Below are 12,581 nucleotides of genomic sequence, written 5' to 3'. Positions count from 1 at the left end.
CTTTCCCCTTACTTCGGCTCGGGCCTCCCGGTGGAGGCCCCGGCGAGCCGCGTTCCCCCGCGTATCTCGCCCCGTCACTGATATCGACGCGTGAGCCCCGAGCGGATGTCGCAGACGTCCTCAGAAAAATTTCGAGCCGCTTCCCGAGCCGCTTCCCGAGCGGCCTCTGGCGCCCCCCTGGGCCGCTTCCCGCGGGGCCCGGCAAGGCCGGGGCACGATAGCCTGGCGGTATCGCCCGGGCGGCAGGCACTCGGGCCGCGCCTCAGGAGTTCCCACTTCATGGACGCTCTCGCCCTCGGGCCCAGCTGGCTCGATCCGGAGTACCTCATCGACTCCTTCGGCCTCATCGGGGTCCTCGGGGTGGTCTTCGCGGAGTCCGGCCTGCTCATCGGCTTCTTCCTGCCGGGCGACTCCCTGCTGTTCACCACCGGCCTGCTGGTGGTGAACGGCGAGTACCTGGACTACCCGCTGTGGCTGGTGTGCCTGCTCATCGTGCTGGCGGCGATCGCGGGTGACCAGGTCGGCTACCTCTTCGGGCGCAAGGTCGGCCCCTCACTCTTCAACCGGCCGGACTCGCGGTTCTTCAAGCAGGAGAACGTGGAGAAGGCACACGCCTTCTTCGAGAAGCACGGGCCGAAGTCACTGGTGCTCGCGCGGTTCGTGCCGATCATCCGCACCTTCACGCCGATCATCGCCGGCGTGAGCCACATGCAGTACCGGTCGTTCGTGATCTTCAACATCATCGGCGGCGTGCTGTGGGGCGCGGGCGTCACGCTGCTGGGTGCCGCGCTCGGCCAGGTGGCCTTCGTGAACGAGCACATCGAGCTGATCCTGATCGGGATCGTGCTGCTGTCGATCCTGCCGATCGTCATCGAGTTCCTGCGGGCTCGCCGCTCGTCAACGAGAAAGGCCGCCGAGGGCGGCGCCCCGGCAGCCGACGGCGCCCCCGCGCCGTCGTCCCGGGGTGGGCGGCACGCGAAGCGGTAGCCGCGGCGGCCGCGGCGGCGACGGGTACGGCCGGGGAGGAAGCGGGGCCCGGCGGCTCAGCCGCGCGCGGCGGTGTCGGGCTCCTGGACGGGACGCGCCGTGGTGACGTCGACCGGGGTGGACCTGATGGTGCGCGACTCCGAGGCCACCGGCTCGGGCGAAGCGGCCGGCTCGGGCGAGGCGGGCGGGTTGGCGGCGGCGCTCTCGGCCTTCATGGCGGCCGTCTCGCTCTTGAGGATGCGCGCCGACTTGCCGAGGGAGCGCGCGATGTCCGGCAGCCGCCTGGCGCCGAAGACCAGCAACACGATGATGGCGAGGAGCACGAGCTCCCTTGCCCCTATCTGACCCATTGGGTTCCACCTCCAGAGGAAACGCCCTGATTGCATCCCCCTCAGAGCGCCACGCTACCGGGTCCGATGTAAAGAGCCCAGAAGTAAAAACCTGGAGAATTCCCAGGCCACGGCCACGGCCTTGGCCACGGGCGTCGCTCCCGGGGCCCTAGGAGGCGCGGAGCAGCGCGGCGCCCTCGCGCCACTTGAGGATCTTGTCGAAGGTGACGACGGCCCCACCGCTGCCCGGCTGGTTGCCGATGCGCACCCGGTCGGACAGGGCCTCGATGAGCCGCAGACCGCGCCCGCAGGGCAGGAGCTCGGGCGGCTCGGCGAAGGGGATGGCGGCGTCCTCGGGGAAGCCTGGGCCGCCGTCGGTGACCTCGATGCGGCACGTGTCCCCGAGCATCGAGGCCGTCACCTGGTAGACCTGGGAGCGGTCGCCGCCGTGCTGGACTGCGTTGGCGCACGCCTCGGTGAGGGCGACCGAGAGCTCGTGGGAGATGTCGGCGTCCACCCCGGCCGACTCCATCGCGCCGAGCAGCAGGCGCCGGGCCAGCGGGACGCTGGCCGCCTCCCGGCGCAGTTGGAGAGACCACCAGATGCTCATGTTCCAGCCTCCTGGCCGCGGCTCGACATATCTGTAGGTATTGCCTACCGGCCCGGACGGTAAGCGCGCCGCCGGCCCAACACCCCCCGTTCGGCGGATGTATCAGGACACAAGCATCGATATACCTACACCTCAACACGAGTGAAGGTACGTACTCGCGTGCGAGATTCCCGGCCCCGGACCATGGGCGGCGCCGGGCCGGTGAGATGATGACGCCGCCATGCGTGCCGGAGCCGATCTGCGACTGCTGCGAGCCGCGGTCTTCGCCGCGGCCTGCGCCACGCTGGCCGCCGCCGGACACCTCTCGGCCGGCGGGCCCGGAGTGCCCGCCTGGGCATTGGCCACCGGCTGGTTCGCCGCCTTCGCGATCGCCGTGCCGTTGGCCGGCCGCGAGCGCCGCTCGACGCCCGCCCTCGCCGCCGCCCTGGGCGCCGGTCAACTCGCCCTGCACGCCCTCTACAGCCTCGGCCAGCTCGGCACGGGGCACGGGGGCGCGGCCGGCGGTGGCCACCCGGGCGGCACGATCGCGCAGGCCAGGCGGCTGCTCTGCAACGACCAGGTGATGGCCCTCACCGAGGCGAGGGCGGCGCACATCGTCTCCGCCGCCGGCCTCGATCCCGCCGGTGGGGCCGCGACGGCGGCGCACGACTGGCTGCCCTCCGGGCCGATGCTCCTCGGGCATCTGCTGGCCGCCGTCGCGACCGGCTGGCTGCTGCGCCGCGGCGAGCGGGCGCTGTTCCGCCTGCTCAGCCTCGCCCGACTCGGCGACGCCGACCGGGCGTTCCCGATCGCGCTCGACACGCTCGCGCCGGCGCTCAGGCGAGCCCTGCGCCTGGCCGGGCTGCTGTGCGCCGGCGCGACGCTCCTGCCGCCCGCGCGACGGCGGCCGCACCCCGCGCACCGGCCGGCCCCGGCCGTCGCCGGCATCGTGCTGCCGCACGCGCTGACCAGGCGCGGCCCGCCGTGGATGGCGGCGGCGGAACTCGCCACGGCCTGACGCACTCCCCGGAGGGAACCGGGCACGGGTGCGCCGTCGCCGCGCGCCGGCCTCCGCGCGCCCGCACCCGCACCGCTCGTCTCCGTTCCCCTCCGTATGCCCACCCGTACGCGTCCCGTGACGCGACATCTCACCGTGGAGTGCCCCCATGAAGCGCACGCGCATGGCCGCCGGCTCGGCGATCACCGCGGCCGTCGTCCTGACGATCGCCGCGCCAGCCGCCCAGGCCCATGTCAGCATCGACCCGAGCGAGGCCGAGCAGGGCGGCTACGCCGTCCTCGACCTCCGGGTGCCCAACGAGAGCGACACCGCCTCGACCACCCGGCTCGAGGTCCACCTCGACCCCGAGTACCCGCTCGCCTCGGTGCTGCCGCAGCCGGTGCCCGGCTGGGACGTCGAGGTCCAGACGGCGGAGCTCGACGAGCCGATCGAGATGCACGGCAGCCAGATCACCGAGGCGCCGACCACCATCGTCTGGTCCGGCGGCGAGATCGAGCCCGGCACCTTCCAGCAGTTCCCGATCTCCGTGGGACCGCTGCCCGAGGACGTCGAACAGCTGGTGTTCAAGGCCGTCCAGACCTACGACGACGGCGAGGTCTCGCGCTGGATCGAGGAGCCGACCGAGGACGGCTCCGAGCCCGAGAACCCGGCCCCGGTCCTCCAGCTGGCGCCGGGCACCGGCGGCCACCACGGCGCCGAGGCCGCCGACGGGACCGACGCGGCGTCCGCCGACGAGGCGGCGCACGACGCGGCCGAGCAGGCCGCGGGCGACGACTCGGACGAGGCGGCCGCCGACACCACGGCGCGGGTGCTGGCCGGCGTCGGCATCGCGGTCGGCGTCGCCGGGGTCGCCTTCGGCGTCCTCGCCGGGCGCCGCCGCGCCGAAGGCGGCGACGGCACCGCCGCCTCCTGATCCCTCCCGAACCCTTCCCACCCATCGTGGGACCGCGCGGGGCGGGGCACACCGTCCGCCCCGCGCGCCACGATCACCACACCAGGAACACTCGATGCACCTGCGCAGAATCAGCACCACCTTCGTGGCCGTCGGCGCCGCGCTCGCCCTGGCCGCCTGCGGCGGCGACAGCTCGGGGGACGACGGCGACGACTCCGCCGCGGCCGAGGTCCACGGCGCCCACGACCCGGACGAGGGCACCGTCGTCGACACCCCGTTCGCCAAGCCGGAGCTGGTGCTCACGGACACCGAGGGCCAGGAGTACGACTTCGTCGAGCGCACCGCGGGACGGGCCGTCCTGCTCTACTTCGGGTACACCCACTGCCCGGACATCTGCCCCCTCACCATGAGCAACATCGGCATCGCCAGCGCCGGCCTGACCGACGAGCAACGGGCCCAGCTGGACGTCGTGTTCGTGACGACCGACCCGGAGCGGGACACCCCGGAGTCGCTCGGCCCCTGGCTCCAGGCCCAGGGCCCCGACTTCACCGGCCTGACCGGCGACTTCGCCACCATCCAGGAGGCCGCGCGCTCGCTCGGCGTGCACATCGAGCCGTCGACCGAGGACGAGAACGGCGACATCGTCTCCACCCACGGCACCCAGGTGGTCGCCTTCCTGCCCACCGACGACCAGGCGCATGTCGTCTACACCGAGGGCGTCACGAGCGACACCTTCGCCCGCGACCTGCCCGGCCTGATCGAGGGGGAGCTGCCGTGAGACGGCGGGCCGCGGCGCTGCTCGCCGGCGCGCTGGCGCTCGGCCTCGCCGGCTGCTCGGGCGGCGAGGCGGCGCCTGAGCTGCGGGCGAGCGGCGCCTACATACCCGAGCCGCCGGGCCAGGACGTGGCCGGCGCCTTCCTCACCGTCGAGAACACCGGCGACGCGGACGACACCCTGCTGTCGGTGACCAGCGAGGTGGCCGGCACGGTCGAGATCCACGAGACCGTGGACAACGCGATGCGCCAGGTCGACTCGCTGCCCGTGCCCGCCGATGGCGAGCTCCACCTCGACCGCGGCGGCAACCACGTGATGCTGCTCGACCTCTCCCGCCGACTCGTCGAAGGCGAGACCGTGAGCCTCGAACTGCGCTTCGAGACCGCGGATCCGATCACCCTCGACGTGCCGGTCAGATCAGCCACCTACACCGGGGAGTGACACCTCAGCCATGCGCGCCATGACCGCCCTTCCCCGTCCTTTCGTCACGCTGCTGCTCGGCGCCCTGGCCACGGTCGCGGCGCTCGCCGGCCTGCTCGCCGGCGCCGGCCCGGCCGCGGCGCACGCGGCGCTCGACGCCAGCACCCCGGAGGACGGGGCGGTGGTCGCCACGGCGCCCGACGAGGTGACGCTCACCTTCACCGAGGGCGTCTCGCTCGGCGCGGACGGCATCCGGGTCCTCGATCCGGACGGCGCCCGCGCCGACGCGGGCGCGCCCACCGGCTCGGGGCGCGACCACGCCGTGCCGCTGCGCCCCGGCCTCGCCGACGGCACCTACACCGTGGCCTGGCAGGCCGTCTCGACCGACAGCCACCCCATCTCGGGCGCCTTCACCTTCTCGATCGGCGCCCCGTCCGAGACCGCGGTCGACGCGGACACCGTGACCACGGCGGGCGACGACGGGCTCGTCGGGCTGCTCTACGACGCCGGCCGCTACGCGGCCTACACCGGCTTCCTCCTTCTCGTCGGCTCCTGTGTCTTCGTGCTGGTGTGCTGGCCGGCGGCCGCCACCCGCCGGGCCGTGCAGCGGGTCACGCTCGCCGGCTGGACCATCCTGACCGGCGCCACCGTGGCCCTGCTCTGCCTGCGCACCCCCTACACCGGCTCCGGCGAACTCGCCGACGCCTTCGACCCGGCCGGGCTGCGCGACGTCGTGGGCACCAGGACCGGCAGCGCCCTCGTCACCCGGCTGCTGCTCGCGGGGGCCGCCGGGCTCTTCATCGCGCTGCTCTACGGCGCCTACGCCCGGCTGCGCACCGCCCAGGAGACGGCCGCCGCGGCCCGGGCCGCGGACGGCGAGGCCGGTGGGGACGGTGGGAACGCCGTGGACGACGCCGTCGAGGACGGTGCGGCCCGGCTGCGCGACGTCACCTTCGGCCTCGGCATCGGTGGCGCCATCCTCGCCATCGGGCTCGCGGCCACCTGGGCCACGGCCGAGCACGCCGCCACCGGCCGGCAGACGGCCGTGGCCATCCCCGCCGACGTCGTCCACCTGCTGGCGGTCGCCACCTGGCTCGGCGGCCTCGTCACCCTGCTCGCCATCCTCCACGACGCGCCCGACACCCCGCCGAGGGCCGCCGTGCGCCGCTACTCCGCGCTCGCCACCGGCAGCGTGGCCGCGCTCGCCGCCACCGGGCTCTACCAGTCGTGGCGGCAGGTGGGCCTCTCCTGGACCGCGCTCACCGACACCTCCTACGGTCGTCTGCTGCTGCTGAAGGTCGCCCTGGTCGCCACACTCGTCGCGGTCGCCTCGGTCTCCCGGCGCTGGACCCACCGGCTGGCCGACCCGACCGACGACCCAGCCGAGGACCAGGAACCCGTGGCGGCCGCCGAGCCGGTGGCCGCCGGCGGCGAGGGCGTGGACCCGGCCCGGGCCAGGCAGTTGGCCAGGCAGCGCGCCGCCATCGACCGCACGGCCCGCCTCAGGGCCCGCGAACAGGCCCGTGGCGCCGACCCGCACCGCGCCGCGCTGCGCCGCTCGGTGCTCGCCGAGGCCGCCATCGCGGCCGTGCTGCTCGGCGTGACCACCGCTCTCACCACCACGCCACCGGCCCACACCGCGGCCGCCGAGGCCGCTGCCGCCGACTCCGCCGACTCCGCCGCCGGCGGGGACCAGGACCGCTCCTCAGGCGATCCTCTCTCCCTCTCCCTTCCCTACGACACCGGCGGCGAGGCCGGCCGGGGCGACGCCCGACTCGACATCTCGCCGGCCGCCACCGGCGACAACACCCTGCACATCCGCCTCACCGACCCCGAGGGCCGCCCTCTCAACGCCGAGGAGATCCGGGTCGCCCTCACCCTGCCCGCCGAGGACATCGGCCCGCTCCGCTACGAGACCCTGCACGTGGACGTGGGCCACTGGACCGTGACCGATCTCCAACTGCCGCGCCCCGGCACCTGGGACCTGGCCCTGACCATCCGCACCTCGGAGATCGACCAGACCACCGAGACCACCTCCTTCACCCTCCCGTAATCACCAAGAGTAACGACACCACCACAGAATAGCAACGTACAGTGACAACCAGTGGCAGACCATGACTGAGATCTCCCGCCGCCGCCTGCTCACCACCGCCGGCACCGCGGGCGCCGCCGGCCTCGCCCTCGGCACCGCGGGCGGCGCGCTCGCGCACGCCGCCACGGCGACGCCCGACGCCCCGGCCCTCACCAGCCTCGGCGGCACCGCCGTCCCCTTCCACGGCGCCCACCAGCCGGGGATCACCACCCCGGCGCAGACCCACGGCCACCTCGTCGCCCTCGATCTCGCCCCCGGCGCCGGCCGCCGCCAGGCCGTCGAGCTGCTGCGCGGCTGGTCGGAACTGGCCGCCCGGCTGATGGCCGGCGAGGCCGCCGACGACGACACCGCCATCGCCCGCGACGCCGGCCCGGCCTCCCTCACCGTCACCATCGGGCTGGGCCACGGCTTCTTCGACGCCACCGACCTCGTCGACGCCCGCCCCGCCGCACTCGACCCGCTCCCCGAGTTCTCGAACGACGCCCTTGACCCCGACCGCTCGGGCGGCGACCTCTGGCTCCAGATCGGCGCCGACGACGCCCTCGTCGCCTTCGGCGCGCTCCGCGCCCTCCAGCGCGCCGCCGCGGGCACCGCCGCCGTCCGGTGGCAGATGACCGGCTTCAACCGGAGCCCCGGCGCCACCGCCAGGCCCATGACCAGCAGGAACCTGATGGGCCAGGTCGACGGCACCAACAACCCGACGCCCGCCGACGACGACTTCGCCGAGCGGGTCTTCGTCCCCGCCGGCGGCGACCCGTCCTGGATGGCCGGCGGCTCCTACGCCGTCGTCCGCCGGATCCGGATGCTGCTCGACGACTGGGAGCGGCGGTCGGTGGCCGAGCAGGAGCGGGTGATCGGGCGCCGCAAGTCGGACGGCGCCCCGCTCACCGGCGGCGAGGAGACCACCCCCGTCGACCTGGAGGCCGTCGACGACGACGGCCGCCCCGTCATCGCCGCCAACGCACACGTACGGGTGAGCGCCCCGGAGACCAACGGCGGAGCCGCGATGCTGCGCCGCCCCTTCTCCTTCCACGACGGCTTCCTGGACGACGGCGGCCCGGACGCCGGGCTGCTGTTCGTCTGCTGGCAGGCGGACCCGCTGCGCGGCTTCGTCACGGTGCAACGCAAGCTGGACCGCGGTGACGCGCTCTCGGAGTTCGTCAGGCACGAGGCGAGCGCGCTGTTCGCGGTCCCCGGCGGGGCGGCGGAGGGCGAGTACGTGGGCCAGCGGCTGCTCGAAGGCTGATACCGGAACGCGGCGGCCGGCCCGCCGCGGCTACCGTGGCGTCATGACAGCAGCGAGTCGCTACACGTACCTCGGCCCCGAGGGCACCTTCACCGAAGCCGCGCTCCGCACTCTGCCCGAGGCGGCCACCCGCGAGCTGGTACCGATGATCTCCGTGCCGGCGGCCCTGGACTCGGTGCGGTCGGGCGAGGCGGCGGGCGCGCTGGTGCCCATCGAGAACTCGGTGGAGGGCGGCGTGCTGGCCACCGTCGACGAGCTGGCGTCGGGCCAGCCGCTGATGATCTACCGCGAGGTGCTGCTGCCGATCGCGTTCGCGCTGCTGGTCAGGCCGGGCACGGCCATCGAGTCCATCAAGACGGTGACCGGCCACCCGGTCGCCCAGCCGCAGGTGCGGGACTGGCTGAAGCGCTTCCTGCCCGAGGCGCAGTGGGAGTCGGCCGCGTCCAACGCGGACGGCGCCCGGCTGGTGCAGGAGGGGCGGTACGACGCGGCGTTCGCGGGCGAGTTCGCGGCCGCCATCTACGGTCTCGAGCCGCTGGTCACCGACATCCACGACGCGCACAACGCCACCACCCGCTTCGTGCTGGTGGGCCGGCCCGCCAGGCCGGCCGCGCGGACCGGCGCCGACAAGACCTCGGTGGTGCTGTGGCTGCGCGCCGACCACCCGGGCGCGCTGCTCGACGTGCTCCAGGAGTACGCGGCCTCCGGGGTGAACCTGACGCGGATCGAGTCGCGGCCCACCGGCAAGGGGATCGGGCAGTACTGCTTCTCGGTGGACTGCGAGGGGCACATCTCGGACCGGCGGGTGGGCGAGGCGCTGATGGGGCTCAGGCGGCTGTGCTCGGACGTGCGCTACCTCGGCTCGTATCCGCGCGCCGACCATGTGGAGCCCGCGGTGCGCACCGGCACGACCGACGAGGACTTCCTGACGGCGGCCGACTGGCTGACCCGCTGCCTGGACGGCCGCCCGGACGAGGCCGGCCGGACGGCGCCGGCGACGGATCGCTGAATCCCGCGTGTCCCCCGAGTGCCCGGGAAGTTATCCACGAGTTATCCACAGGACACCCTCCGTGCCTGTGCATAAGTCGACATGGCCAACTCGGACATCGTCGACATATCGCCTCACTGGCCGCTAATTCGTCCACAGGGTGGCGAATCCTTTTTCGTCACCCAAAACGATCGGCATCCCTCCGGCGAGTGAGGCAATTCTCTTCGATTTCCCTCGTAAGAGAGTGTGGGCCGGGTTTGAGGGGGGAATTCTACGGCCCACGCCAGGCGGCGCCGAGAATCCACAAAGTTATCCACAGAGGCCAGAGGGGCCCTGTGGATAACCCGGTGGACAACCCGCTGACCTGTGGATTTCCCTGGTCCCACTTTCCATGAAATTCCCGGCAAAACCGGCAAAGCGCACATCCGGGGCATGGTGTGGCCGCCGGAGGAATTCGGATTCGGCCCCGCGGGCCGCCCCGGTAGCCTGGTGCCGTGATTGACCTTCGGCTGCTTCGCGAGGACCCGGACCGAGTGCGCGCCTCCCAGCGCGCCCGTGGAGAGGACGTCGGCCTCGTCGACTCCCTGCTCTCCGCCGACGAGCGGCGCAGGTCGTCCAGTGCCCGCTTCGACGAGCTGCGCGCCGAGCAGCGCCAGCTCGGCAAGCTGATCCCCAAGGCCACCGGCGACGAGCGGGCCGCGCTGCTGGCCCGCGCCGGCGAGCTCGCGGCCGCGGTGAAGGCCGCCGACGCCGAGCGCGACGAGGCCGCGGCCGAAGCGCAGACCCTGCTGCTGGGGATCGGGAACCTCGTCCACCCCGACGTGCCGGTCGGCGGCGAGGACGACTTCGTGGTGCGCGAGACCCACGGCACCATCCGCGACTTCACGGCCGAGGGCTTCGAGCCCAAGGACCACCTGGAGCTCGGCCAGACGCTGGGCGCCATCGACACCGAGCGCGGCGCCAAGGTCTCGGGCTCCCGCTTCTACTACCTCACCGGCGTGGGCGCCCTGCTCGAACTCGCCCTGGTCAACGCGGCGATCGGGCAGGCGACCGCCGCCGGCTTCGTGCCGATGCTGACCCCGGCCCTGGTGAAGCCGCGCGCCATGGAGGGCACCGGCTTCCTCGGCCAGGCCGCGCAGGACGTGTACCACCTGGAGAAGGACGACTACTACCTGGTCGGCACCTCCGAGGTCCCGCTCGCCGCCTACCACATGGACGAGATCCTGGACGCCGGCGAACTGCCGCGCCGCTACGCCGGCTTCTCGCCCTGCTTCCGCCGCGAGGCCGGCTCGTACGGCAAGGACACCCGGGGCATCTTCCGGGTCCACCAGTTCGACAAGGTGGAGATGTTCTCCTACGTCGCGCCCGAGGACGCCGAGGCCGAACTCACCAGGCTGCTGGAGTGGGAGAAGCAGTGGCTCACCTCGCTCGGGCTGCCGTTCCGGGTGATCGACGTGGCCAGCGGTGACCTGGGCGCCTCCGCCTCCCGGAAGTTCGACTGCGAGGCGTGGATCCCGACCCAGGGCAAGTACCGGGAGCTGACCTCGTCCTCCAACTGCACCGAGTTCCAGGCCCGCCGGCTCGGCATCCGGATGCGCACCAAGGACGCGGGGCCGCGCCCGCTCGCCACGCTCAACGGCACGCTGTGCGCGGTGCCGCGCACCATCGTCGCGCTGCTGGAGAACCACCAGCAGGCCGACGGCTCGGTCCTGGTGCCCGAGGTGCTGCGGCCCTACCTGGGCGGGCGCGAGCTGCTCGAACCGGTCGCCAAGCCCGCCGGGGGCCGGCGGTGACCCAGCCGGCCGCCTTCCCCTACCGGTTGGTCGCGACCGACCTGGACGGCACCCTGCTGCGGAGCGACGAAACGATTTCCCCCCGGACCCGCGCGGCGCTCGCCGCCGCGCGGGCCGTCGGGGCCGAGCACATCGTGGTCACCGGCCGCAGCGTCGCCTGGACCCGGCACATCCTGGACGACCTCGGCTACCAGGGCCTGGCGGTCTGCGGCCAGGGCGCGCAGCTCTACCACGCGGGCGAGCACCGGCTGCTGACCTCCGTCACCCTGGACCGCCGGCTGGCCAGGGCCGCGGTGGGCCGGCTCGAGGAGTCCCTCGGGCCGCTCCACATCGCCGCCAACCGGGACGGCCTCGACGGCCAGGTGGTGATGGAGGCCGGCTTCCACGAGACGGTCGGCAGCACCTACGGCTCCAGCGGCGAGGGCAACCCGCGCCCCGAGCGCGCCGGGAGCCGCGACGAGCTGTTCGCCGAGCCGGTGATCAAGATGTACCTGCACCATCCGACGCTGGGCGACGACGCGTTGGCCGCCGCGGCGCTCGACCTGCTGGGCGACGCGGTGGGCATCGTCGTCTCCGGCGAGCTGCTGGTGGAGATGCTGCCGCTCGGCCTGACCAAGGCGACGGGGTTGTCGCTCGCCGCGCGCCGGCTCGGCGTGAAGGGCTCCGAGACCATCGCCTTCGGCGACATGCCCAACGACCTGCCGATGTTCGCCTGGGCGGCGCACAGCGTCGCCATGGCGGGGGCGCACCCGGATGTCAGGGCGATCGCCGACGAGATCACCGCGGGCAACGACGAGGACGGGATCGCCCTGGTCCTCGAACCGCTGCTCGGGCAGCCGGCCATCGACTGAGCCGGCTCATCGACCGACCGATCCGGGCTGGGCCACCGCCGCTCAGCCCGGGAAGCGGACGAAGCCGGCCGGCACCGCGGCCGTGAGCCAGACGCCGTTGTCGCTGCGCCAGAACGGGTGGCCGGCGGCGTGCATCGCGCCCGCGTCGACCGAGAGGACCACCGGCCGGCCCCGCCTGGCCCCGACGCGGGTGGCGGTCTCCCGATCGGGCGACAGGTGGACGTGCTGGCGGCTCATCGGGCGCAGGCCCTCGGCCCGGATGCCGGCGAGGCTGCCGGCCACCGTGCCGTGGTAGAGCCGGGCCGGCGGCGCCACCGGGGCGAGGCCGAGGTCCACCGGGATCGAGTGCCCCTGACTGGCCCGGATCCGGTGGCCCGTGGGGTCGAGGGCGAAGCGCCGCTTGTCGTTCCGCTCGACCACCTCGGCCAGCTGCTCCCCACTGAGCCGGACCCCGGCCCGCCGGCAGGCGGCCAGCAACTCGTCGATGTCGGCCCAGCCGCCCTCGTCGAGGACCAGGCCGATCCGGCCGGGATCGTGGCGGAGGTGGCGGGAGAGGTACTTCGAGAACTTCTTGAGCTGTCTCTCATCCATGTGGCTTCGAG

Annotated in this window: 13 protein-coding genes; 10 read left to right on the top strand and 3 right to left on the bottom strand. The window is 73.6% G+C overall.

All coding sequences use genetic code 11. From position 1 onward, the window contains the following. The first annotated feature begins 279 nt into the window (after positions 1-279). Complete coding sequence (locus ACYVPE_RS15855; protein ID WP_461034226.1) at positions 280-987, top strand: DedA family protein; 708 nt, start codon at positions 280-282, stop codon at positions 985-987. A 56-nt stretch (positions 988-1,043) separates the two neighbouring features. On the opposite strand, the gene tatA is transcribed toward ACYVPE_RS15855, so the two are convergent. Further along, positions 1,044-1,337 carry a Sec-independent protein translocase subunit TatA gene (gene tatA / locus ACYVPE_RS15850; protein ID WP_461034225.1) on the bottom strand — a complete coding sequence of 98 codons (294 nt, stop codon included), beginning with the start codon at positions 1,335-1,337 and terminating at the stop codon, positions 1,044-1,046. A 148-nt stretch (positions 1,338-1,485) separates the two neighbouring features. After that, entirely contained in the window at positions 1,486-1,926 is a 441-nt protein-coding gene (locus ACYVPE_RS15845) for an ATP-binding protein (RefSeq protein WP_461034224.1), read from the bottom strand. A 220-nt stretch (positions 1,927-2,146) separates the two neighbouring features. On the opposite strand from ACYVPE_RS15845, the gene ACYVPE_RS15840 reads away from it, so the two are divergent. The 9 genes from ACYVPE_RS15840 (at position 2,147) to ACYVPE_RS15800 (ending at position 11,979) form a co-directional block, all read left to right on the top strand. Then, positions 2,147-2,923: a hypothetical protein gene (locus ACYVPE_RS15840; protein WP_461034223.1), complete on the top strand. Its 777-nt coding sequence runs from the start codon at positions 2,147-2,149 to the stop codon at positions 2,921-2,923. A 148-nt stretch (positions 2,924-3,071) separates the two neighbouring features. Next, positions 3,072-3,836: a YcnI family copper-binding membrane protein gene (locus ACYVPE_RS15835; protein WP_461034222.1), complete on the top strand. Its 765-nt coding sequence runs from the start codon at positions 3,072-3,074 to the stop codon at positions 3,834-3,836. A gap of 94 nt (positions 3,837-3,930) precedes the next feature. Next, positions 3,931-4,593, top strand: coding sequence for an SCO family protein (locus ACYVPE_RS15830; protein WP_461034221.1), 663 nt, complete (start codon positions 3,931-3,933; stop codon positions 4,591-4,593). Further along, positions 4,590-5,030: a copper chaperone PCu(A)C gene (locus tag ACYVPE_RS15825; protein WP_461034220.1), complete on the top strand. Its 441-nt coding sequence runs from the start codon at positions 4,590-4,592 to the stop codon at positions 5,028-5,030. Before ACYVPE_RS15830 ends, ACYVPE_RS15825 begins: the two co-directional genes overlap by 4 nt. A 19-nt stretch (positions 5,031-5,049) precedes the next feature. Continuing rightward, on the top strand, positions 5,050-7,062 hold the full coding sequence (locus ACYVPE_RS15820) for a copper resistance CopC/CopD family protein (RefSeq protein WP_461034219.1): 2,013 nt from the start codon (positions 5,050-5,052) through the stop codon (positions 7,060-7,062). 61 nt (positions 7,063-7,123) lie between these two features. Next, positions 7,124-8,347, top strand: coding sequence for an iron uptake transporter deferrochelatase/peroxidase subunit (gene efeB, locus ACYVPE_RS15815; protein ID WP_461034218.1), 1,224 nt, complete (start codon positions 7,124-7,126; stop codon positions 8,345-8,347). Between the two features lie 43 nt (positions 8,348-8,390). Beyond that, positions 8,391-9,356, top strand: coding sequence for a prephenate dehydratase (pheA, locus tag ACYVPE_RS15810; protein ID WP_461034217.1), 966 nt, complete (start codon positions 8,391-8,393; stop codon positions 9,354-9,356). 473 nt (positions 9,357-9,829) lie between these two features. Further along, a complete protein-coding gene (gene serS, locus ACYVPE_RS15805; RefSeq protein ID WP_461034216.1) occupies positions 9,830-11,128 on the top strand; it encodes a serine--tRNA ligase in 1,299 nt (432 codons plus the stop codon). Next, positions 11,125-11,979 carry an HAD family hydrolase gene (locus tag ACYVPE_RS15800; protein WP_461034215.1) on the top strand — a complete coding sequence of 285 codons (855 nt, stop codon included), beginning with the start codon at positions 11,125-11,127 and terminating at the stop codon, positions 11,977-11,979. The genes serS and ACYVPE_RS15800 overlap by 4 nt, the downstream gene beginning before the upstream one ends. Before the next feature lie 42 nt (positions 11,980-12,021). Here ACYVPE_RS15800 and ACYVPE_RS15795 read toward each other — a convergent pair whose 3' ends face one another. After that, complete coding sequence (locus tag ACYVPE_RS15795; RefSeq protein ID WP_461034214.1) at positions 12,022-12,570, bottom strand: RNA 2'-phosphotransferase; 549 nt, start codon at positions 12,568-12,570, stop codon at positions 12,022-12,024. Positions 12,571-12,581: the final 11 nt, after the last annotated feature.

The organism is Streptomyces mayteni (assembly GCF_054783955.1).
This window is presented reverse-complemented; position numbering and strand designations above follow the sequence as displayed.

Coding starts and splice junctions, on each gene's coding strand:
- ACYVPE_RS15795 (WP_461034214.1), bottom strand. CDS start 12,570: ATGGATGAGAGACAGCTCAAGAAGTTCTCGAAGTACCTCTCCCGCCAC.
- ACYVPE_RS15845 (WP_461034224.1), bottom strand. CDS start 1,926: ATGAGCATCTGGTGGTCTCTCCAACTGCGCCGGGAGGCGGCCAGCGTC.
- ACYVPE_RS15855 (WP_461034226.1), top strand. CDS start 280: ATGGACGCTCTCGCCCTCGGGCCCAGCTGGCTCGATCCGGAGTACCTC.
- ACYVPE_RS15820 (WP_461034219.1), top strand. CDS start 5,050: ATGACCGCCCTTCCCCGTCCTTTCGTCACGCTGCTGCTCGGCGCCCTG.
- ACYVPE_RS15835 (WP_461034222.1), top strand. CDS start 3,072: ATGAAGCGCACGCGCATGGCCGCCGGCTCGGCGATCACCGCGGCCGTC.
- tatA (WP_461034225.1), bottom strand. CDS start 1,337: ATGGGTCAGATAGGGGCAAGGGAGCTCGTGCTCCTCGCCATCATCGTG.
- ACYVPE_RS15830 (WP_461034221.1), top strand. CDS start 3,931: ATGCACCTGCGCAGAATCAGCACCACCTTCGTGGCCGTCGGCGCCGCG.
- ACYVPE_RS15840 (WP_461034223.1), top strand. CDS start 2,147: ATGCGTGCCGGAGCCGATCTGCGACTGCTGCGAGCCGCGGTCTTCGCC.
- efeB (WP_461034218.1), top strand. CDS start 7,124: ATGACTGAGATCTCCCGCCGCCGCCTGCTCACCACCGCCGGCACCGCG.
- pheA (WP_461034217.1), top strand. CDS start 8,391: ATGACAGCAGCGAGTCGCTACACGTACCTCGGCCCCGAGGGCACCTTC.